At 51.9% G+C, this 21,912-nt stretch carries 17 protein-coding genes; 5 read left to right on the top strand and 12 right to left on the bottom strand.

The features are described 5' to 3' along the window. Positions 1 to 53: 53 nt before the first annotated feature. The 4 genes from ytfE to ACQ0PY_RS21140 form a co-directional block, all read right to left on the bottom strand. Positions 54 to 716, bottom strand: a complete 663-nt coding sequence (ytfE, locus tag ACQ0PY_RS21155; RefSeq protein WP_042999197.1) for an iron-sulfur cluster repair protein YtfE — start codon at positions 714 to 716, stop codon at positions 54 to 56. An 85-nt stretch (positions 717 to 801) separates the two neighbouring features. Then, entirely contained in the window at positions 802 to 1,773 is a 972-nt protein-coding gene (locus ACQ0PY_RS21150) for a DMT family transporter (RefSeq protein WP_109739536.1), read from the bottom strand. 76 nt (positions 1,774 to 1,849) lie between these two features. Continuing rightward, positions 1,850 to 2,674, bottom strand: a complete 825-nt coding sequence (locus ACQ0PY_RS21145; RefSeq protein ID WP_054177253.1) for an AraC family transcriptional regulator — start codon at positions 2,672 to 2,674, stop codon at positions 1,850 to 1,852. 81 nt (positions 2,675 to 2,755) lie between these two features. Next, positions 2,756 to 3,604 carry an SDR family oxidoreductase gene (locus ACQ0PY_RS21140; protein WP_109739535.1) on the bottom strand — a complete coding sequence of 283 codons (849 nt, stop codon included), beginning with the start codon at positions 3,602 to 3,604 and terminating at the stop codon, positions 2,756 to 2,758. A gap of 93 nt (positions 3,605 to 3,697) precedes the next feature. Between ACQ0PY_RS21140 and ACQ0PY_RS21135 the strand changes: the two genes are divergently transcribed. Continuing rightward, positions 3,698 to 4,078, top strand: coding sequence for a winged helix-turn-helix transcriptional regulator (locus tag ACQ0PY_RS21135; protein WP_042321550.1), 381 nt, complete (start codon positions 3,698 to 3,700; stop codon positions 4,076 to 4,078). Between the two features lie 38 nt (positions 4,079 to 4,116). On the opposite strand, the gene cpdB is transcribed toward ACQ0PY_RS21135, so the two are convergent. Then, positions 4,117 to 6,060, bottom strand: coding sequence for a 2',3'-cyclic-nucleotide 2'-phosphodiesterase (gene cpdB / locus ACQ0PY_RS21130; RefSeq protein WP_109739534.1), 1,944 nt, complete (start codon positions 6,058 to 6,060; stop codon positions 4,117 to 4,119). A 188-nt stretch (positions 6,061 to 6,248) separates the two neighbouring features. On the opposite strand from cpdB, the gene cysQ reads away from it, so the two are divergent. Further along, positions 6,249 to 6,989, top strand: coding sequence for a 3'(2'),5'-bisphosphate nucleotidase CysQ (gene cysQ / locus ACQ0PY_RS21125; protein ID WP_042999202.1), 741 nt, complete (start codon positions 6,249 to 6,251; stop codon positions 6,987 to 6,989). On the opposite strand, the gene ACQ0PY_RS21120 is transcribed toward cysQ, so the two are convergent. Further along, positions 6,979 to 7,536 carry a YtfJ family protein gene (locus ACQ0PY_RS21120; protein WP_042999203.1) on the bottom strand — a complete coding sequence of 186 codons (558 nt, stop codon included), beginning with the start codon at positions 7,534 to 7,536 and terminating at the stop codon, positions 6,979 to 6,981. The two genes, cysQ and ACQ0PY_RS21120, sit on opposite strands and share 11 nt — an antisense overlap. A gap of 323 nt (positions 7,537 to 7,859) precedes the next feature. Here ACQ0PY_RS21120 and ACQ0PY_RS21115 point away from each other — a divergent pair, with 323 nt between their 5' ends. After that, the gene (locus ACQ0PY_RS21115) at positions 7,860 to 8,066 is read left to right on the top strand and encodes a DUF1107 domain-containing protein (RefSeq protein ID WP_004857160.1); all 207 of its coding nucleotides are present in this window, start codon (positions 7,860 to 7,862) and stop codon (positions 8,064 to 8,066) included. An 81-nt stretch (positions 8,067 to 8,147) separates the two neighbouring features. Here the strand turns inward: ACQ0PY_RS21115 and paeA are convergent, their stop codons facing one another. The 6 genes from paeA to msrA all read right to left on the bottom strand — a co-directional run bounded on the left by paeA (position 8,148) and on the right by msrA (position 16,186). After that, positions 8,148 to 9,485 carry a polyamine export protein PaeA gene (gene paeA / locus ACQ0PY_RS21110; RefSeq protein WP_042999204.1) on the bottom strand — a complete coding sequence of 446 codons (1,338 nt, stop codon included), beginning with the start codon at positions 9,483 to 9,485 and terminating at the stop codon, positions 8,148 to 8,150. A 184-nt stretch (positions 9,486 to 9,669) separates the two neighbouring features. Further along, a complete protein-coding gene (locus ACQ0PY_RS21105) occupies positions 9,670 to 10,662 on the bottom strand; it encodes a fimbrial protein (RefSeq protein WP_109739533.1) in 993 nt (330 codons plus the stop codon). Between the two features lie 418 nt (positions 10,663 to 11,080). Further along, on the bottom strand, positions 11,081 to 13,603 hold the full coding sequence (locus ACQ0PY_RS21100) for a fimbria/pilus outer membrane usher protein (protein WP_044257205.1): 2,523 nt from the start codon (positions 13,601 to 13,603) through the stop codon (positions 11,081 to 11,083). An 11-nt stretch (positions 13,604 to 13,614) separates the two neighbouring features. Then, positions 13,615 to 14,334, bottom strand: coding sequence for a fimbrial biogenesis chaperone (locus ACQ0PY_RS21095; RefSeq protein ID WP_051642297.1), 720 nt, complete (start codon positions 14,332 to 14,334; stop codon positions 13,615 to 13,617). Positions 14,335 to 14,398: 64 nt separating this feature from the next. Then, positions 14,399 to 14,959, bottom strand: coding sequence for a fimbrial protein (locus ACQ0PY_RS21090; protein WP_109739532.1), 561 nt, complete (start codon positions 14,957 to 14,959; stop codon positions 14,399 to 14,401). Positions 14,960 to 15,544: 585 nt separating this feature from the next. Further along, on the bottom strand, positions 15,545 to 16,186 hold the full coding sequence (gene msrA / locus ACQ0PY_RS21085) for a peptide-methionine (S)-S-oxide reductase MsrA (protein WP_042999206.1): 642 nt from the start codon (positions 16,184 to 16,186) through the stop codon (positions 15,545 to 15,547). Between the two features lie 214 nt (positions 16,187 to 16,400). Here msrA and tamA point away from each other — a divergent pair, with 214 nt between their 5' ends. Together tamA and tamB are read left to right on the top strand one after the other, a co-directional pair. Beyond that, entirely contained in the window at positions 16,401 to 18,134 is a 1,734-nt protein-coding gene (gene tamA, locus ACQ0PY_RS21080) for an autotransporter assembly complex protein TamA (protein WP_044257203.1), read from the top strand. After that, a complete protein-coding gene (gene tamB, locus ACQ0PY_RS21075; RefSeq protein WP_109739531.1) occupies positions 18,131 to 21,910 on the top strand; it encodes an autotransporter assembly complex protein TamB in 3,780 nt (1,259 codons plus the stop codon). The genes tamA and tamB overlap by 4 nt, the downstream gene beginning before the upstream one ends. Positions 21,911 to 21,912 lie beyond the last annotated feature (2 nt).

Here is a 21,912-nt window from a genome sequence, read left to right as displayed (position 1 = left end):
GCCGCGACGCGGCTCTGCAATTACATGAATCAGGGCGCTCTCGGGCGCCTTTTTTATTCGCCTGCGAGGGCACGCGGGAACAACACATTATTTTCCAGACTGATGTGTTCCATCAGATCATCAATCATCTCATTGATGCCGTTGTACATCGCTTTCCAGGTGGTGCACGCTTCTGGCGGGATCGTCACGTTCTGGGTGGTATGTTTAATCACTTCCAGCAGTTCCCCCGCTTCATCATGCTCACTTTCCATGACGCTGATCGGCCCCATCGCCTGGCTACCCATGCCCTGTTTGATCATCGGGAACAGGATCTGCTCCTCTTTCATCATGTGGCTTGAAAGCTCCTGATGCAGCATGGTCAGATACTTCGCCAGACCTTTTGGTACGTTGGGCTTATCAGCATGAACGCGTTCAACTTTGGTGGCTTGCAGGATCAGTTCCGGCAGTTGCTCGCGGTGTCTGTCGTGATAACGCACGATGATGTGGTCGATAATTTCGACCAGCGGCGCGGTACGCCAGTCTTTATCGATCGGTTGTTCTGCCAGTTGTGCCAGTTGCGCTTCGATAGCATCAACGTCCAGCTCTTTACGGGCGGCAGCACGCGCCAGCGTCTGCTTACCGCCGCAGCAGTAATCCATATCGTACTTACGAAACAGGGCCGACGCGCGAGGGATAGAGAGCGCCAGTTCACCTAAAGGTTGATCGCGATAAGCCATAGCCGTTACCTCATTCTCAATAATATAAGGTGTATTTTAAATGCATCTTTAATCGGGCGCTATAACCCTTTCGAGGGGGGACGGATTAACGGCCTGGCTCTGAAAGCGGAATGACGCGTGGTTTTTCCGGTTTTGCTCTGACTGCCACCACCACGCCGATAACCAGCAAAGCAATACCGCTGAGCGTCAGCACAGGGGGAAGGGTCTGGCGCAAGATGAAGGTGTAGAGCAAACCCGCCAGCGTTTCGAACACGATCAATGGGCCGAGGATCACCGTCGGTAATCGCTGGCTGGCAATGTTCCAGCACAGCGCGCCTACCCATGAGCACAGCACCGCAATCGCCACCATTAGGCCTACAAACACCGCAGGGCGCGGGCCGAACGGCAGGGCGAAGTCGGGCATTTTCCCATGCAGCCAGAAGCAGGCGACGAGGTAGCCCAGCAGCGAAACGGGCAGGGTTACCAGCGCCTGCGCCGTCGCCCACATCATCGGGTGTTTTTCCGGGTTCTCCCGCAGCCAGCGGGCATTACGCAGCGCATACCAGGCCCAGCACACCACTGATACCAGCGCCAACGCGATGCCAGAACCGTAGCGCCAGCCGCTAAAATCAGGCAAGCCCTGGTTGAGTTCCGCAATGTTCACGCACAGCAATCCGATGCCTATCAGCAGCAGTGCTGGGGCCAGCCGTAGCCAGGAGAGCCTGCCATCGCGCTGGCTGTACAGCAGGTTGGCAAATACCGGAATGACGACCGGCAGCGTGCCGATGATCATCGTTGAGACTGGTGCGCCGGTGCGCTGAATGGCGCTGGCAAGGCAGACGTAATAAATCAGGTTGCCCATCATGGTCAGCGCCAGCGCGGTCAGCCAGTCTTTCGCCGAAAGCTGCCGCAGGCGCACACGTCCGAGCCATGTCAGCGGCAGGGCAATCAAGCCTAATGCCAGATAACGCCCCATCGACTGCAGCACCGCCGGATATTCCGGCACGATCAACGGTCCGACAAAAATCAGTCCCCACATCAACCCTGCCAGCAGGGCGTACAACACACCGCTAATCATGCTTTACATCCACATCGTTAAACATGACGAAAAGTGTAGGCAGGGAACCGGGGCGCGTATTGTATGAGCTTGCGCATTAGCGCGAATAAACCTGCTTTTGATAGCGCACGGGAGTGATGCCGTAGCGATGGGTAAAGGCGCGGGTGAGATGGGATTGATCGGTCAGGCCGGTCGCGGCGGCAACGTCCGCAGCGGGCATACCGAGAGTCAGAAAACCTTTTGCCCGCCACAGACGGATCGCCATCAGCATCTGGTGTGGCGTCACGTGGAAATGGCCTTTGAACTGACGTTGAAAGTGCCAGGGGCTAAGCGAGGCAACACGTGCCAGTTCATCGAGGGTGACCGGGCGCATGTAGTTGTCATGCAAATAGTCGCGCACGCGCTCAAAGCGATGCGCGCCTTCCCGTGGCAACGGGGCATGACGTGCCAGCGGCTGGAAGGTGTCGATCAGATCCAGCAACAATCCTTTTTGCGCTAAAGGATCGTCGGTGTGCCACAGTCCGTGGATCAGCGAACAAATCTGACGGGAGCGGCGCGGATCGTGACGTGTGACGTCGTGAAACCACCAGTGACGAATGCCGGTCACCTCTTCCAGCAGATCGGGCTCCAGATAGATCATCCGGTAACGCCAACCGTCGGCGGTTTCGGCCTCGCCGGTATGCAGCTCATCCGGATTCATCGTCACGACCGAGTGGGCTGGGGCAACGTACTGCGTGCCACGATAGCGAAAGCGCTCGGCACCAGCTTCTATCGCGCCAATGCCGAACGCTTCGTGGGTGTGTGGCTCAAAGGCGTAGCGTGAAATATGCGCGTGATACAACTCAACGCCAGGCACCTGCGCCAGATGGCGAAAGCGGGCGCTGTCTTTTTCATCGCTAAACTGCTCGGGTACACCTTGCACGTTGTCTCTCCCCACGCATCGTCCTGTCATTATCAGAGAGGATGCGCGGGGATGCCACCATAATTAACCGATTTTTAACACTTACAGAATACCGTTGACGCTTTCGGCCAGCGACGTGGTCGGGCGACCGATCAGCTTGCTCAGCGTGTGGCTGTCATCGAACAGACCGCCTTTGGATGCCCCGATGTCTGAATCGGCCAGCATCTCCGCCAGTCCTGCTGGCAAACCGACCCCTTTCAGCGCGGCGGCGAAATCGGCTTCGCTCATGTTCTGATAAACGACAGGTTTGCCACTCTGTTTACTCAGTTCTGCGGCCAGCTGGCTTAGTGTCCAGGATTCATCACCCGCCAGTTCATACACTTTCCCGGCATGGCCTTCGGTGCTGATGACCTGTGCGGCGGCAGCGGCGTAATCCGCACGCGTTGCACTGGCAATTCTGCCCTCGCCCGCCGCGCCGATAAATACGCCATGCTCCAGCGCAGCAGGGGCGCTGGCGAGATAGTTTTCGGTATACCAGCCGTTACGCAACAGCGCGTAGGCAATACCGGAGTCAGCCAGCATCTTCTCGGTATCGACGTGTTCAACGTGCAAAGCGAGGGGAGAGCGGTCGGCATGCAACAGGCTGGTGTAGGCGATAAATTTCACTTTCGCCGCCTTTGCCGCATTAATCACGTTACGGTGCTGAACGGCACGCTGGCCGACTTCGCTGGAAGAGATCAACAGCAGCTTGTCCACACCCTGTAACGCATGGGTAAATGCCGCTTCGTCACTGTAATCCGCCTGACGTACGGTAATTCCCTGTTGGCTTAACGCGGTGGCCTTCGCCGGGTTGCGAACGATGGCCACAATCTGGCTGGCAGGAACGGTTTTCAGTAGGTTCTCAATAACGTGTTGGCCCAGTTGGCCCGTCGCGCCGGTAATAGCAATCATGAGGTGACTCCTTCTTAATGTGTCGCTTGTGTTTTATAAAGCTAGCACCTAAACTTACTTTTAGTAAGTACGTACAAAAAGGTAAGTATAAAGATGAGTGCATCGACTCTTTCTCAACAACTGCGCGACGGCAATTTGTTTGCCGAGCAGTGTCCGTCGCGTGAGGTGTTAAAGCATGTGACCAGTCGCTGGGGCGTCTTGATCCTGGTGGCGCTACGTGACGGCACACATCGCTTCAGCGATTTGCGGCGTAAAATGGGCGGCGTGAGCGAGAAGATGCTGGCGCAGTCGTTGCAGGCGCTGGAGCAGGATGGGTTTATCAACCGGGTTTCGTATCCGGTCGTGCCGCCGCACGTGGAATACAGTTTGACTCCGCTGGGCGAGCAGGTCAGTGATAAAGTCGCCGCGCTGGCGGACTGGATTGAGCTGAATTTGCCGCAGGTGTTAGCACAACGGGAAGAACGGGCGGCGTAAAACGTTGCCGGATGGCGGGATGTCATCCGGCATTAACGTTACTTGCTTAAATCCATCTGATAAATTGCGAAACCGATCTCATCGGTCGCCACTTTTTGCATCGGGTACTGGCCTTTCTCTTTGATAAACGCAGCGGCTTTATCCCCCGGCGAGGTTTCGAAGCGGATATCCAGTTTTTTCTCACTGTGAATTGGTGCCAGACGCCAGTTGTTATCGGCCGCCGGATGAATTTCCCCGGCGCGTTGAGATTCCGCGCCAATCCATGCCGCCAGCACCGAGCGATTCTCATCCGGTGACGCAAAGGCAATATGGCTGTCGCCGGTTCCGGCAAATTTACCGCCATAGGCGCGATAGTTATTGGTAGCGACCAGGAAAGTGGCATTCGGGTCAATCGGCTTGCCGTTGAAGGTCAGATTTTTAATCCTTTCTGCGGACGGATTTACCGTCTGGCATTCACCGTCATAGCGTGCGGGCTGTGAGACATCAATCTGGTATTCCACGCCGTCGATCACATCGAAGTTATAGGTACGAAACCCATCCCAGTTGATGAGCGACTGCGGTTTGCTACTGGTGACATCGATCTGATTAAACTGTCCGGCTGAGCATTCCAGCCACTCTTTCACCTCTTTACCACTGGCTTTAACGACCACCAGGGTATTCGGGTACAGGTAAAGGTCAGCGGCATTGCGGAAGGTCAACGGGCCTTTTTCGACTTCGACAAAACTGGCCGGATCGTTCTTGCGTCCGCCAACTTTAAACGGAGCGGCGGCGGAAAGCACCGGCAGTTTCGCCAGATCCGGATCGCCCTGAATGAAATGTTCGACATAGGCTTTCTGTGCGTTATTGACCACCTGAACGGTCGGATCGTCCTGCACCAGCGCCAGATAGCTGTACATGTTATCTGCGGATTTGCCGATCGGCTGGCTGACAAATTCGCGGGTCGCGTCGTGGTCGGCTTTCAGAATCTCCGCCAGTTTGCTGTCTTCGGCAGCGAGTGATTTCTTCGCAGCGGTGTCGTAAATGGGGCGCGCTTCGGCTTTGGCCTGCGTTATCTGCCATTTGCCGCTGTCGTTATTGAGCACCAGATCCACCACGCCCAGATGATCGCCCCACATGCCTGGCATCACCGCCGGCACGCCGTTCAGCGTCCCTTTTGCGATATCCGCGCCTTTGATGTTGGCAAAGTCTTTACCGGGGAAGACCGCGTGGGCATGACCAAACATAATGGCATCCACGCCGGGCACTTCACTGAGATAATAAACCGAGTTCTCGGCCATGCTCTGGTACGGGTCAGCAGAGAGTCCTGAATGCGCGATCACCACCACCACATCGGCCCCTTTTTCACGCATTTCTGGGACATAGCGACGTGCGGTTTCGGTAATGTCGTTAACCGTCACTTTGCCGCTCAGGTTCGCTTTATCCCAGGTCATGATCTGCGGAGGGACAAACCCGATATAGCCGATTTTCAGCGTCTGCTTATGGCCTTCCTGATCGACGACATCCGTCTCTTTAATAAGATAAGGGGTAAACAACGGCTTTTTGGTCTTAACGTCGATGATATTGGCGTTAACGTAAGGGAATGACGCGCCTGCCAGCGCTTTTTGCAGATATTCCAGCCCGTAGTTGAACTCATGGTTACCGAGGTTACCAACCGCGTAATCCAGTGTATTCAGCGCTTTGTAGACCGGATGGATCTCGCCTTTTTTCAGTCCCTTTGCCGCCATATAATCGCCCAGCGGACTGCCCTGAATCAGATCGCCATTGTCGACCAGCACGCTGTTTTTGGCTTCATCGCGCGCGGCGTTAATCAGGCTTGCGGTGCGTACCAGTCCGAATTTTTCGGTTGCGGTATCTTTGTAATAATCGAAATCCATCATGTTGCTATGCAAATCAGTGGTTTCCATTATCCGTAGATCAACGGTCGCGGCATTCACGCTGGCCGCGATCAGCGTGGCCAGAAGCGTTGCACTAAACTTAATCATCAGAGGGCATCCTTTTAAGATCTGAAACACAGTAAAAAATGTATTTATATCTTCTTGCTTACAGAACTGTGAAGCATGCATCAGTTTAGCAAGCAAAACCGCAGACACTATCACAGTTGGCGGATTCGCTTTTGATCGGGTATAAGTAAAACAATGAGTTAAGACCACTGCCACAAATGAGGTGGAGAATGCTAGAACACGTATGCCAGCTTGCACGGAACGCGGGCGATGCCATTATGCAGGTTTATGATGGAGTCAAACCGATGGAGATTACCAGCAAGCCGGACGACTCCCCGGTGACAGCGGCCGATATCGCGGCGCACGCGGTGATTCTTGAAGGGTTGACGCAATTGACGCCAGATATTCCAGTGCTCTCCGAAGAGGACCCACCAGCCTGGGACGTGCGTCGGCACTGGCAGCGCTACTGGTTAGTCGATCCGCTGGATGGCACCAAAGAGTTCATCAAACGCAACGGCGAGTTTACCGTAAATATTGCGCTTATCGAGAAGGGCAAACCGGTACTGGGCGTGGTCTACGCGCCGGTGATGAAAGTGATGTACAGCGCGGCGGACGGCAAAGCCTGGAAAGAAGAGTGCAATGTGCGCAAGCAAATTCAGGTCCGTGACGCGCGTCCGCCACTGGTAGTGATTAGCCGCTCCCACGCAGACAACGAACTGAAAGAATATTTACAACAGTTGGGCGAGCACCAGACGACGTCGATTGGTTCGTCGCTGAAGTTCTGCCTGGTCGCGGAGGGACAGGCGCAACTGTACCCGCGCTTTGGACCGACCAACGTCTGGGACACCGCTGCGGGCCATGCTGTCGCGGCGGCAGCCGGGGCGCACGTTCACGACTGGCAGGGTAAACCGCTGGACTACACCCCGCGTGAGTCGTTCCTCAACCCCGGCTTTCGGGTCTCTATTTATTGAGTAACTTATGCAGCAGGGTAATCACCTGCTGCACCTCTTCCTGGGTGAGCGCCCCGTCTTTTGCCCACTGTACGCGACCGTCTTTATCAAGCACCGCGATAGCAGAGCTCTCTTCATCCAGTTGCCAGGCTTTACGGGCCACGCCGTTGCTGTCGACAATAAACTGCGACCACGGGTAGAGCTTCTTATTGCTCTCGAGGCTGCTGCGCACAAACATACCGGAGCCAGGAATCGCGTCGTCAGTGTTGACGATCGTCGTGGTCTGGTAAACGTCATGGGGCAGTTTTGCTGCTTTGATCGCTTCAATCAGCGTCGCATTTTTTTCTTTCGCAGAGGTGCGTCCGGCGATGTGCTGAAGGATTCGCACCTTCCCGGGCAACTGTGCGCTGTTCCAGCTTTTATAGCTGAACTTATCATTTTCAAGAATCAATTCGCCGCGATCCGCAATCCCTACCGGCGGGACGCGCTGGCCCGTTTCGAAGCTATGCGCGGAGGCCATCATTGGCGCTAACAGGCACGCCAGCGCGAGAATCTTACGTAAGGTCATGGTGTTTCCTTCTTATTGTTTGCAGGTGATCCGACCACTTGGGTCTGATTTTTAATCATATGTGCGAATGATGCTTTTTCCCGCAAGAGTGATGCCAGTTTGCGGACGGGCGCACAAATCCTGCGAAAAACGAAGGCTTATACTGAGGACCGCACCCTGATTCAGAGATGATTCTGATTAACTGTAATGAAAAGGTAAATAAACTTATACGCGCTGGAAACATCGTACAGATAGTCTATAGTCAAATGGCATTAAATTTTGCGCCTTAGAACGGTTGGACCGATTGTGGGACCACAAGGGCGTGACTTAAGCAGGAGATAACAATGAAAATTTTCCAACGGTACAACCCACTGCAAGTGGCGAAGTACGTGAAGATCCTGTTCCGTGGACGGTTATATATCAAGGACGTTGGCGCTTTTGAGTTTGATAAGGGCAAGATTCTTATCCCAAAAGTGAAGGATAAACAGCATCTGTCTGTGATGTCCGAAGTTAACCGTCAGGTTCTGCGTCTGCAAACTGAGATGGCTTAACCAAAGTGCTATGCAGTAGTTTAAAAAACGGCTCCCATTGGGAGCCGTTGATGTTTCTGGAGCAGGCAGAATAAGCGAATACTACGCTTTAACGTCTCCCTGAACGTCCGGCAGTTTCGGCACCAGTACGCTTGGTTTACTGTCCAGGCGGGTCACCAGCAACTGATCGATACGGTAGTTATCGATATCCACCACTTCGAATTTGTAGCCCGAGAACTTCACGGAATCGGTCCGTTTCGGGATTTTACGCAGCATGAACATCATAAAGCCGCCAATCGTTTCGTAGTTACCTGATTGCGGGAACTCGTCGATATCCAGCACGCGCATCACGTCATCGATCGGCGTACCGCCGTCAATCAGCCAGGAGTTCTCGTCGCGCGCCACAATCTGCTCTTCCAGACCCTGGCCGACCAGATCGCCCATTAGCGTGGTCATCACATCATTCAACGTGATGATCCCCACGACCAGCGCGTATTCGTTCATGATCACCGCAAAGTCTTCACCGGCGGTTTTGAAGCTTTCCAGCGCTTCAGAAAGAGTCAGCGTATCCGGAACAATCAGGGTGTTGCGGATCTGCACGCCGCTGTTCAGCGCCATGCTCTGATTCGCCAGAACACGATTCAGTAAATCTTTCGAGTCAACGTAACCAATGATGTGGTCAATGTCTTCGTTACAGACAAGGAACTTGGAGTGCGGATGTTCCGCCACTTTGTTTTTCAGGCTCTGCTCGTCTTCATGCAGATCGAACCAGATCACGTTTTCACGCGACGTCATCGATGACGGCACAGTGCGCGACTCCAGCTCAAACACGTTCTCAATCAGCTCATGTTCCTGTTTACGCAATACGCCTGCGAGCGCGCCAGCTTCCACTACCGCATAAATATCATCAGACGTGATGTCATCCTTGCGCACCATCGGCAATTTGAAGATGCGAAAGATCACGTTCGCCAACCCGTTGAAGAACCACACCAGCGGCGTGAAAACGAACAGACAGAAGCGCATCGGGTTGATGATACGCAAAGCCACAGCTTCTGGTGCAATCATACCGATGCGTTTCGGGGTTAAGTCCGCGAAGAGGATAAACATACCGGTGACCAGCGAGAAGGAGAGAATAAAGCTCAACTGCTCAGAGAGTTCCGGCGACATATAGCGAGAGAATAACGAGTTAAAAGCGGGGGAAAATGCGGCGTCACCGACGATACCGCCAAGAATGGCGACCGCGTTCAGACCGATTTGCACCACCGTGAAGAACATCCCCGGGTTTTCCTGCATTTTCAACACGCGTTGCGCATTGAGATTGCCTTCATCGGCCAGCAGTTTGAGCTTAATTTTACGTGAGGCAGCAAGTGAGATCTCGGATATCGAGAAGAACGCACTCACAGCGATCAGGCAAAGAATAATGAAAATACTGTTTAACATATCTTATCCGGCGTCACGCCAGATCCTCGGAAGGGAAGTTGATAAATCCATGTGGTAAAACTTAATGAAAACCGGCCCGTGGAGGTGAGCCGGTAAGTTCAGGGGCTAGTATAGCGTAAGGGCGGGGCAGGCCGCTAGCGGTGGGTAAATGTCGATCTCTTTCTGTTGGCAAGTGAGAAAACCATCAGCGATAAATCATATCAAATGTCGCCGTTGCGTTGACGTCTCCGGCCTTGATGGCATCGCTCAGACGAATCAGCCACGCCTGAAAAGGCAAGATAATCGTCATTGAATCTGCATTGCTCAGTAAATAAACCTCTTTTCCGAAGGTGACGGGCTGGTAGTTATACATCACTTGTACGCCAACACCGCGAGCGGAGGAACTCTGATTAGGATTATCCAACGCCAACGTCTTTTTTTGACCGTCGGTGGTGGTGCCGTCAAATTTTATGTTCACATTCGTGCCCTGTTCGCAATTAAGAACAATATCAAAGCTTACGGGAGAGGTGGTGTTGCCGGAACGAGGAAGTGATGTGATAGCAATCCCCTGTGATCCTGTTAATGGGACGGTAATATCTTTGGTTTCAATATCACAGCCAACAGATTGCACGAACACCGAGGTTGGATTAAAGGACATTAAATACTGACGGGCAGAGCCAAACACACGTTCAACGCTGTAATTAGTTAAATTCAGGACACCGGTAGTAATTCGTGACCCGGTAGCAATTAATTGAACTTTAAAGTAATTTTGTTGCTTGTAAGCGTAACTCGCCTTAGCTTGCTCAGTCCCATGCGGCCAGGCCATGGGGATTAAATTGGACATATCCTGACCGGCCAGGATTTTTATACCAATGCCAGGATTGTTCGTTTCATAAACATAGGAAGTAGAAATGTCACTTACCGGTGTCTTTGCTGATTGATAGCCTGATTCAACCACTTGATCAGTATAACAATAGATATCCGCCATAGTGGAGGCAGTGATAACGGGGCTTTCCCAAAGAATAGTATCTGCCGGGTTAGTATAATTCAACCTTAATGCAGGTATATTGATTTGCTGTAAAACGGTACTTGTACCGTTCCTCAGGGTACAATCTGCCCCTGCTGAGCAGGATAAAGATATTGCACAGACACTAAAGAAAATACGCAGTATCCAGGTCAGTATAAAACGTGAAATCATAATTAATCCGTAAAGTAGTAACGCTAAATCATATCGAATGTCGCCGTTGCGTTGACATCTACGGTCTTAATAGCGCGGTTAAGCCTATTAAACAGGCCTGACAGGACAAGGTCACTTGTGTTGTTATGTGAGTTAATAAATCATATTGTCCAATGAAATAAACAGGTTGGATATTGGATGGGATTTGAATACCGTCCCCTTGAGCAGAGGAGGGTATATCAACATTATCTAAATGAAGCATAGTGTATTTTCCATTTATCGTCGTACTATTAAATTTTATGCTGGTACGGATCATTTTCAGACAGGTAACATTAATATCGGACGCGTACCGGTGTTGTGGTATCTCCATGAGGAGAAAGAGACGTTATCACGGCAGCACGGACTCATTCTTTATTTCGCATCTTGTCACCTGGCAATATTAATGGCATTCCAGCGAGAGGCGCATTACGGTCGCTTCGCTGTCAGCGCTTTCGGATAATGAGGGGACGTGCGTCTCACAAGTATGATCACTGCCATTTCCCCATAGGGCCACCAGTTTCATCCCTTTGGAGACACCGGTGATATAAACCTGACCGTGATCGTCGACGAGGCTGGTTGGGTTCTCTTCCTCTTGCGGGGTTGAGACCAGAGCGCCAAAGGGAACAGTACTATTACCGTGCAGCAATGTAAAAAGCACACGTGCTCCGCTGCGCACTTTATAATCCGCGAGAGCCACTGCACCACGAGTCGGTACGACAGTTTTTACCGGATCGCTAATATCACTATTTCTACTGCCACTGGTATTCAGCGATATAGTGTTTTGCCGATAGGGATTACTGTAAGGAACTACGGCATAACCACGTTTATCCGTATAAATACCTGATGCGCCGCTGACGTTAATATTTGCGGCACCGGGTGCGCGAACTAATGTCATGGTTTCCGGTAAGGTTTGCGCTAAGGTTACACCAAAAGGATGAGCGATTATGCCGCCCTGTGCACTGTAATTCACGCGCTGACTATTATTATCATAACTGTAACCACCGCTCAGTGTACCGGATGAGCCGCGATAAGCGGCATTCATGCTGCCGCTTGTTGCGTTGTTCTGCTCTGAGTATGACTGTTGTATATTGTAAGTTAAGTTATTGTCTTTCAGCGCAATGCCATTAATACCAAGCTGGTGTCCCGCATTGCCTTGCTGTGAAGAGTTAAGTGCATAAGTCGCCCAGGTTTGCGGCAACCATTTATCCAATGGAATACCAATGGTTAATAAATATTGCGTATCCGTTTGGCTGGTGGGCATCTGCGTTTGTGACGCGTTAAATGAGTACGAAACATTATTGAGCATCACGTTATAGCCTAACGTGAAATTACGCTCAGACTTATTCAGTTTCCAGTAATCCTGCTGATAAGCCGACAGATATAAGCTACCCCATTCTCCCAATGCTTGACTGATGTTGATTTGTGCACGGCTCCGGCGGTTATAGAGATCTCTGTAGGAGTACATATCATCGGCTATATCCGCTGAGTCTCGATGGTTAAGTGTTTCCGCAAAAGTGTAAAAATTTGCAGAAGAATAGCGATAACTGGCGATAGTCAGGTTAGTGTTAGTCGCATCTATGTTTTTCGCATACTGAAGACGGTATGACATACCGGTTTCATTTTGATCATCATTAAGCTGGCTTTTGGCCTGAGTGGCATCAAAAGAAATTGAGCCCACAGCGTGCAAATCCATACCAATACCCAGAGCAGCAGACTGATATATATCGGCACCAATCAGCCCACCATAGACAGTCATTCCCCATGGCATACCATAAATAAGCTGAGCCTGGCCGAAATCAGGCGCGTCGGAAACATCATTGCTCTGATATTTGCCGTAGGCCACGCTATAACTATAACTGCCACTACGCAGCATGACCGGTAAGGAGGAAGACGATTGGGTAAAAGTATGTTCGCTGCCGTCAACTTCGGTCACGATAACGTCGAAGTCACTCCCGGATGAAACCTGATTAATATCCCGAATTTCAAACGTGCCAGGAGCGACGTAGGTTTCGTAAATTTTATAGCCATTTTGTTTGATGGTGACTTTAGCATCACTGTGCGCGATACCACGAATCAGCGGCGCAAATCCTTGCTCGCTATAAGGATGCATAGTGGAATCAGAATAGACTCTGACGCCGCGAAACTGAATGCTATCAAAAATGTCCGAAGGTGTGCTGCTGTCCCCGGCTAAAAATTGGCTGCGCAACGTTTTAATATCATGCGTCAACGTTGTTGAAAGCTCGTCCCACTTTTCGCCGGAATAGTTCGATACATTGCGCAGCCGCCATCCGCCAAGATTAGCACCCGAGTTTAAACTTAAAAAATTACTGTTTGTATTTCCGTCGCTACTGTTTCGGGCGTACAACTGTGATCCACTATAATAGTAGCCTAACAGGAGGGCAGGTAAGCCATCATCCCATAATTCGGGTGAGACCGCGTCTTTCGCTTCCTGATTTAAGGCTATCTGTGGTACGCGGATATCCAGACGCTGCGTTTTCTCGCTATAGGTATAACTGGCACCGTCTATATATTGCCCAATATTCCCAATGGTGTCTTCGTCCTTCACTTTTTGAAAGCCTGAGAGCACATCAACGTTGACACCGTAACGACGTAAATCTGCTTTGGTGAGAGCAGGAACAAGTCGGTTTCTATCTGTAGAGAGTTTGTAGTTGATTTCTTTTTTCTCTACATAATTAGAATTAAAATAAATAGTTGATAAAAAACTGCCTTCCAGCATTTCGTTATCGGCAATATACTTTTGCAGGATATTGCTGTCGGCGAGTGGCGTATCATGGCTTAAGGCGTTCAGATTAAACTGGTCTTCCGCAACGGCATAAGTGCTCAAGAGCATTACCGCTAAGGCTAATGCAGAATAAGCAAACCTTTCCGAACGATTTTGACTGCTTATATCGCCTCTGGCCATTCTATACAACCTTATTTTAATACAGATTCTTTACTCGGTGTGGCGCTGCCGTAATCGCTAATAGCGTTCCATTTGATCACTGAATTCGCTTTTAATGCTGCGGGCAGTGAAATATGCCCATACGGTGCCACCATCATTGTCATGGCTGTTAAGGTATCTTTTGGGGCAGTGACAGGTTTGCCATCAACAGTAATAGAATTAAATGTCACATAAAAAGGGGTTGGATTGGTTATATTCAGTGCATTACCCTGCCTTGAAAAATTAATTTTTTCGTAGGCGCTAAAAGCCTCGTTATCCTTAAGAGATGTCGGGCGATAAAAAAGCTTAATGCGCGTTCTGGATGCAATCTGCAATTTACTCTGATCGCGCATGTTTTCAGGCGTGCTGGCGATAAATTTAATATTAGCCCAGAATACGGACTCCCTGTCTTTAGGAAGTTCAGCTCCTTTTTTGGCATAAATAAAATGGAAAATAGTTTCCTGGCCTGCTCCAAGCTTCATAAGAGGGGGGGTAGCAATAAAAGGCGCATCACCTTGATCGTCTATATTACTTACCCATGCCTGAACCAGATGATTCGTTGATGTGTTTTTACTTTGAACAGTCAACTGAACCTCATCACTATTGGATGGGTACACAATACGGGTTGCGCCAACCTGCACACCTGAAATCGCTGGCGCGCACGTTAATATAGATGTTAACAAAAAGGAATTACGTATTAATTTTTTCATCATTCACAAATCATAAGGCAAGCCAGAAAGGCATATCATTCAATATGCCTTCTCTACGCTTTTATCATTAAGGATAGGAAATGGTATAGGTTGTATCTGCCGTGAAATCGCCACCTTTGATATCCGCTGGCGTGACAGTTGCAACAACTTTAGCCTTATAATTAAACGCCAGGTCACTGGCTTCACCGGCTGGCGTGGTTTGTGCAAAGGCCGCATCCGGCTTGTTGTCAAAAACAACTTTTGTACTGGCTGCACTGCCAGTTCCATACATGACAATACCGACACCCGTGGCATCCGAACCTGTCATTGCTTTCAGCTGATCGCTGGTCGTGGCAGTCGCACCAGAGAACGTCAGGTTGATGGTGGTATCGGCTGGACAGGATTTCAGATTAATCACTACGTCCTGGGTTTGCGGATTTTCAGAGCCGATAGCGGCAAAGGTAGTTGCGACCATAGGCGTGAAAGTCACGTTTACCGTCTTTGAATCTGTTGATACTTCACAGGGCGGATTAATAATTTTCCCCTGGAAATGTACAGTTCCCTGATCATCCGTCAACGCAGCATGCGCATTACCGATGGCAACTGATGATAATACCATTGCTGATATTAATATTAATTTTCTATTCATAGCCTGGCTCCATAGAATAATATATAAGTGATATCGTGATCGTATGTTATTTCCATATGGTGTATCTATGGGTGGCAATATGGAAAAATCCCATGCTCACTTGAAGTTTTGTAATTAAGTGTTTCTGTTTGAAAATTAAATTATGACATTCTATGTAAACCATTCAAGGAGATTATAATCTAATTTTGGATAAAATTATTATTGCTATATGGTTGGTTTACTTGATTATTACAATTTTGCAGCGAGGTGTTAAAATTTTAGATTTGTTATCTACGATGTTGGATGAGCCCATCATACAGACGTTCAAGGGGTAATCGGGCCTGGTGCACGAGGCATGATGGCAACGAATGATTAATTGCAATAGCTAATAAACATATAGTTATTTTTTAGTTATTGCTTTGTAGGGGAAGTGAACAATCTGTTGGTTCAAATGGTATGTAGAGTATTGAAAATAGTTATTAACTATTAGTTTTGTCTATTTGTTTATCTGAAACGCGGCTGGCGATGGCTCATGGAGAGAATGCCATTAATTATCGCTTACGGGACTGATGAAAAAGAAAGGGGCCCTCAGGACCCTGATAATCTCTATTTTGTTCCAGGCGGTAAACAGACGCCAATCCCGCCGATACCGCAGTAGCCGTACGGGTTTTTGTGCAGATACTGCTGATGGTCTTCCTCAGCGTAATAGAACGGCGTCGCGTTGCTGATTTCGGTGGTGATAGGACGGTCGTCGCCCGCTGCGCGCATGGCGGCCTGGAAACGCTCCAGGCTTGCGCGCGCGGCGCTGTCCTGTTCCGGCGTCAGCGGATAGATAGCCGAACGATACTGAGTGCCGTGGTCATTGCCCTGCTGCATGCCCTGTGCCGGATCGTGGTTTTCCCAGAACACCTGCAGCAATTGCTCATAACTGATGACCGCCGGGTCGTACACCACGCGCACCGCTTCGGCGTGGCCCGTTTCACCGGAGCAGACTTCCCGGTAGGTGGGGTTGGGCGTATAGCCACCGGTGTATCCTGCCGCGGTGCTGTAAACGCCAGGCAGTTGCCAGAACAACCGCTCCACGCCCCAGAAACAGCCCATGGCGAAAATGGCGATTTCCATCCCTTCGGGGACATTTGTCATCGAGTGTTCGTTGACGGCATGCAGCGTCGCCACGGGCATCGGGGTATTGCGCCCAGGGAGGGCATCTGACGGTGAAATCAGATGCTTTTTATCAAATAAACTCATGGTGCCGTTCTCCCGAAAATCAGTAATTGGGGTTAAGGTTGTAACAAGACGCGTATTTGCACACAATAACCGTTACGAATACGTCTACAGTAAACATAAGAAATATTTGGGGTGTCGTCTGTTTTTCAACCCCAATTGTTGGGTTTTTGTTAAGCCGTGGAGCGGCGTTATGATTTTTTTCCAGGGGTGGAAATAAGGGATTTCAGGAGAAAAAGTGCCACATATCCGTCAGTTATGTTGGGTGAGCCTGCTGTGTTTGAGTAGTTCTGCTTTTGCCGCGAACGTCCGTCTACAGGTCGAAGGGCTATCAGGAGAACTGGAGAAAAACGTCCGGGCACAACTCTCAACTATCCAGAGTGATGAAGTCACGCCGGATCGGCGTTTTCGCGCGCGCGTGGATGACGCTATCCGCGAAGGGCTGAAGGCGCTCGGTTATTATGAACCGACCATCGATTTCGATCTGCGTCCGCCTCCGGCGAAAGGGCGTCAGGTGCTGGTAGCCAAAGTGACACCCGGTGAACCGGTGCGCATTGGCGGAACAGAAGTCATTTTACGCGGCGGCGCGCGTACCGACAGAGATTACCTGGATCTGCTGAAAACGCGTCCGGCAATCGGTACGGTGCTCGATCATGGGGATTATGACAGCTTTAAAAAATCCCTCACCAGCGTGGCGCTACGTAAAGGGTATTTCGACAGCGAATTTAATAAGAGCCAGTTGGGTATTGCGCTTGATCGCCATCAGGCGTTCTGGGATATCGATTACGACAGTGGTGAACGTTATCGCTTTGGTCACGTCTCCTTTGAAGGTTCGCAGATCCGCGAGGAGTATCTGCAAAATCTGGTGCCCTTTAAAGAAGGGGATGCATACGAGTCAAAAGATCTCGGCGAGCTGAACCGTCGACTCTCGGCGACTGGCTGGTTTAATTCCGTGGTTGTGGCGCCCGAATTCGACAAAGCGCGAAAAACCAAAGTACTGCCGCTGAAGGGTGTGGTTTCACCGCGAACGGAAAACACCATTGAGACCGGGGTGGGGTATTCCACCGACGTGGGGCCGCGTGTGAAGACCACGTGGAAAAAACCGTGGATGAACTCCTACGGTCACAGCCTGACGACCAGCGCCAGTATCTCATCGCCTGAACAGCAACTGGATTTCAGCTACAAAATGCCGCTGCTGAAGAACCCGCTGGAGCAGTACTATCTGGTACAAGGCGGCTTTAAGCGTACCGATCTCAACGATACCGAACAGGACTCCACCACGCTTGCGGTTTCCCGCTACTGGGACCTTTCCAGCGGCTGGCAGCGCGCCATTAACCTGCGCTGGAGTCTCGACCACTTTACGCAGGGGCAGGTGACGAACACTACCATGCTGCTCTATCCCGGCGTGATGATCAGCCGAACCCGTTCGCGCGGCGGACTGATGCCCACCTGGGGCGATTCCCAGCGTTACTCTATTGATTATTCCAACACCGCCTGGGGCTCTGATGTCGACTTCTCGGTCTTTCAGGCGCAAAACGTCTGGATCCGTTCCCTGTACGATCGTCATCGCTTCGTGATGCGCGGCAATCTTGGCTGGATCGAAACCGGTGATTTCGACAAAGTGCCGCCGGATCTGCGTTTCTTCGCCGGGGGCGACCGCAGTATTCGTGGCTACAAATATAAATCCATCTCACCAGAGTACAGCAACGGCGATCTGAAAGGGGCCTCGAAGCTGGTGACCGGATCGCTGGAATACCAGTACAACGTGACCGGTAAATGGTGGGGGGCGATGTTTGTCGATAGCGGTGAAGCGGTCAGTGATATCCGCAAAAGCGATTTCAAAACCGGCGCCGGGGTGGGGGTACGCTGGCAGTCTCCGGTCGGGCCGATCAAGCTCGATTTTGCCGTGCCGGTCGGCGACAAAGAGGAACACGGTTTACAGTTTTACATCGGTCTGGGGCCTGAATTATGAGTTTATGGAAGAAGATAAGCCTCGGCATCCTGATTTTTATCCTGCTGTTGCTGGGAACGGTGGCGTTTCTGGTCGGAACAACAACCGGCCTGCATTTGATCTTCAATGCGGCGAATCGCTGGGTACCGGGGCTGGAAATTGGTCAGGTCACCGGCGGCTGGCGTGATTTGTCGCTGAAAAATATCCGCTTTGACCAGCCTGGTGTAGCGGTTAACGCCGGGGAAGTGCATCTGGCGGTCGGGCTGAATTGCCTGTGGAATAGCAGCCTGTGCGTGAACGATCTGTCGCTCAAAGACATCAATGTGGCGATCGACAGTAAAAAAATGCCGCCTTCTGAGCAGGTAGAGGAAGAAGAGGACAACGGGCCGCTGAATCTCTCCACGCCGTATCCGATCACGCTTTCTCGCGTGGCGCTCAATAACGTCAATATTAAAATCGATGACACCATCGTGTCGGTGATGGATTTTACCTCCGGCTTGCACTGGCAAGAGAAGGATCTGACCCTGAAACCCACGTCGTTACAGGGATTGCTGATCGCGCTGCCGAAAGTGGCGGAGGTGGCTCAGGAAGAAGTGGTCGAGCCGAAGATCCAGAACCCGCAGCCGGATGAAAAACCGCTTGGTGAAACGCTGAAAGATCTGTTTTCGCAGCCGGTTCTGCCGGAGATGACGGACGTTCATCTGCCGCTCAATCTCAATATTGAAGCGTTTAAAGGCGAACAACTGCGTATCACCGGTGATACTGACCTGACGGTGTATAACCTGCTGCTGAAAGTAAGCAGCATCGACGGCAACATGAAGCTCGATGCGCTCGATATCGACTCCAGTCAGGGTACGGTGAATGCCAGCGGTACGGCCCAGTTGACCAATAACTGGCCGGTAGACATCACCCTGAACAGCACGCTGAACGTCGATCCGCTGAAAGGCGAGAAGGTGAAGCTGAAGGTGGGTGGGGCGCTGCGTGAACAACTGGAAGTGGGTGTTAACCTTTCCGGGCCGGTGGACATGGATCTGCGTGCCCAGACGCGTCTGGCGGAAGCCGGGTTACCGCTGAATCTGGAGGTGGTCAGTAAGCAGATTTACTGGCCCTTTACCGGCGACAAACAGTTCCAGGCCGACGATATCAAGCTCAAGCTCACCGGCAAGATGACGGACTACACGCTGTCGATGCGTACGGCGGTGAAAGGGCAGGATATCCCGTCGGCGACCATTACCCTTGATGCGAAAGGCAACGAACAGCAAATTAATCTCGATAAACTCAGCGTGGCGGCGCTGGAAGGGAAAACCGAGCTGAAAGCGCTGGTGGACTGGCAACAGGCGATCAGCTGGCGAGGCGAGTTGACGCTGGACGGCATCAACACCGCGAAAGAGATTCCGGACTGGCCGTCGAAGCTCAATGGCCTGATCAAAACCCGGGGCAGCCTGTATGGCGGCACCTGGCAGATGGACGTGCCGGAGCTGAAACTGACCGGGAACGTTAAGCAGAACAAGGTTAACGTCAACGGATCGCTGAAAGGCAACAGCTATTTGCAGTGGGCCATTCCGGGCCTGCATCTGGAACTGGGACCAAACAGCGCCGATGTGAAAGGCGAGCTGGGCGTGAAAGATCTCAATCTGGATGCGACTATCGACGCGCCGGGACTGGACAACGCGCTGCCGGGACTCGGTGGTACGGCAAAAGGGTTGGTCAAGGTGCGCGGTACCGTCGACGCTCCGCAACTGCTGGCGGATATCACCGCCCGCGGGCTGCGCTGGCAGGAACTGTCCGTGGCGCAGGTGCGCGTGGAAGGCGATATCAAATCGACGGATCAGATTGCCGGTAACCTCAGTGTACGGGTTGAACGTATTTCGCAGCCCGACGTGAACATCAACCTTGTGACCCTGAACGCCAAAGGCAGCGAGAAGCAGCACGAGTTGCAATTACGTGTTCAGGGCGAGCCGGTCTCCGGCCAGCTCGATCTGGCGGGGAGTTTTGATCGTAAAGAAGAGCGCTGGAAAGGATCGCTGAGCAATACCCGTTTCCAGACGCCGGTTGGGTCGCTGACCCTGACGCGCCCCATCGCGCTGGACTATCGTAACAAAGAGCAGAAAATCAGTATCGGGCCGCACTGCTGGGCAAATCCGAATGCTGAACTGTGCGTGCCGCAAACCATCGATGCGGGTGCCGAAGGGCGGGCGGTAGTGAATCTTAACCGCTTTGATCTGGCGATGCTGAAACCGTTTATGCCGGAGGCGACGCAGGCCAGTGGTGTATTTACTGGCAAAGCGGACGTTTCGTGGGACACCACCAAAGAAGGGCTGCCGCAGGGTAATGTTACGCTCTCCGGGCGTAACGTGAAGGTGACGCAGACGGTGAACGATGCGCCGCTGCCGCTGGCGTTCGATACCCTGAACGTGACAGCCGATCTGCGCAACAATCGTGCAGAACTGGGCTGGCTGATCCGCCTGACCAATAATGGTCAGCTTGACGGACAGGTGCAGGTGACCGATCCGCAAGGGCGTCGTAACCTGGGCGGCAACGTCAACATTCGCAACGTGAATCTGGCGATGGTCAACCCGATCTTCGCGCGCGGCGAAAAGGCGGCGGGGATGCTGAGCGCTAATCTGCGTCTGGGCGGCGATGTACAGAGCCCGCAAATGTTTGGGCAACTACAACTAAGCGGGCTGGATATCGACGGCAACTTTATGCCGTTTGATATGCAGCCGAGCCAACTGGCGATGAATTTCAACGGTACCCGCTCGACGCTTGCCGGGGTGATACGAACCCAGCAGGGGCAGATCAACTTAAGCGGCGACGCGGACTGGAGTCAGATCGACAACTGGCGTGCGCGTGTGGCGGCGAAAGGCAGCAGGGTACGTATCACCGTACCGCCGATGGTGCGACTGGATGTTTCTCCGGATGTCGTGTTTGAAGCGACGCCGAGTCTGTTCACTCTCGATGGCCGGGTGGACGTGCCGTGGGCGCGTATTGTGGTTCATGACTTGCCAGAGAGCGCGGTGGGCGTCTCCAGCGATGAAGTGATGCTCAATAACGACCTGCAACCTGAGAAGCCGCAGAGCGCCGGGATCCCGATCAACAGCAATCTGATTGTGCATGTGGGTAACAACGTGCGGATGAATGCGTTTGGTCTGAAAGCCCGTCTGACAGGCGATCTGAACGTGGTGCAGGATAAGCAAGGGCTGGGGCTGAACGGACAGATCAACATTCCGGAAGGCCGTTTCCACGCCTACGGTCAGGATCTGATTGTGCGGAAAGGCGAACTGTTGTTCTCTGGACCGCCGGACCAACCGTTGCTGAATATCGAAGCTATTCGTAACCCGGAAGCCACCGAAGATGACGTGATCGCGGGTGTTCGCGTCACCGGAACGGCAGATGAACCGAAGGCTGAGATCTTCTCTGATCCGGCAATGTCGCAGCAGGAAGCGCTCTCTTATCTGTTGCGCGGCCAGGGTCTGAGCAGCGATCAGAGCGACAGCGCGGCGATGACCTCCATGCTTATTGGCCTGGGGGTTGCACAAAGTGGTCAGGTTGTGGGTAAAATCGGGGAGACATTTGGCGTAAGCAATCTGGCACTGGATACTCAGGGGGTGGGCGACTCCTCCCAGGTGGTCGTCAGCGGATACGTACTGCCAGGTCTGCAGGTGAAATATGGTGTGGGTATATTTGACTCACTGGCGACACTCACGTTACGTTATCGCCTGATGCCTAAGCTATATCTGGAAGCCGTGTCTGGCGTAGATCAGGCACTGGATTTGCTCTATCAGTTTGAGTTTTAGCA

The organism is Citrobacter sp. LST-B2 (assembly GCF_057983045.1).
Note: the sequence above shows the minus strand (reverse complement) of the source record. Positions and strands in the feature narration are given on the sequence as shown.

Bases quoted from the DNA above. Each gene is read 5' to 3' on its own strand.
- ytfE (WP_042999197.1), bottom strand. From the start codon at position 716: ATGGCTTATCGCGATCAACCTTTAGGTGAACTGGCGCTCTCTATCCCT.
- ACQ0PY_RS21150 (WP_109739536.1), bottom strand. From the start codon at position 1,773: ATGATTAGCGGTGTGTTGTACGCCCTGCTGGCAGGGTTGATGTGGGGA.
- ACQ0PY_RS21140 (WP_109739535.1), bottom strand. From the start codon at position 3,604: ATGATTGCTATTACCGGCGCGACGGGCCAACTGGGCCAACACGTTATT.
- ACQ0PY_RS21135 (WP_042321550.1), top strand. From the start codon at position 3,698: ATGAGTGCATCGACTCTTTCTCAACAACTGCGCGACGGCAATTTGTTT.
- cpdB (WP_109739534.1), bottom strand. From the start codon at position 6,060: ATGATTAAGTTTAGTGCAACGCTTCTGGCCACGCTGATCGCGGCCAGC.
- cysQ (WP_042999202.1), top strand. From the start codon at position 6,249: ATGCTAGAACACGTATGCCAGCTTGCACGGAACGCGGGCGATGCCATT.
- ACQ0PY_RS21120 (WP_042999203.1), bottom strand. From the start codon at position 7,536: ATGACCTTACGTAAGATTCTCGCGCTGGCGTGCCTGTTAGCGCCAATG.
- ACQ0PY_RS21115 (WP_004857160.1), top strand. From the start codon at position 7,860: ATGAAAATTTTCCAACGGTACAACCCACTGCAAGTGGCGAAGTACGTG.
- paeA (WP_042999204.1), bottom strand. From the start codon at position 9,485: ATGTTAAACAGTATTTTCATTATTCTTTGCCTGATCGCTGTGAGTGCG.
- ACQ0PY_RS21105 (WP_109739533.1), bottom strand. From the start codon at position 10,662: ATGATTTCACGTTTTATACTGACCTGGATACTGCGTATTTTCTTTAGT.
- ACQ0PY_RS21100 (WP_044257205.1), bottom strand. From the start codon at position 13,603: ATGGCCAGAGGCGATATAAGCAGTCAAAATCGTTCGGAAAGGTTTGCT.
- ACQ0PY_RS21095 (WP_051642297.1), bottom strand. From the start codon at position 14,334: ATGATGAAAAAATTAATACGTAATTCCTTTTTGTTAACATCTATATTA.
- ACQ0PY_RS21090 (WP_109739532.1), bottom strand. From the start codon at position 14,959: ATGAATAGAAAATTAATATTAATATCAGCAATGGTATTATCATCAGTT.
- msrA (WP_042999206.1), bottom strand. From the start codon at position 16,186: ATGAGTTTATTTGATAAAAAGCATCTGATTTCACCGTCAGATGCCCTC.
- tamB (WP_109739531.1), top strand. From the start codon at position 18,131: ATGAGTTTATGGAAGAAGATAAGCCTCGGCATCCTGATTTTTATCCTG.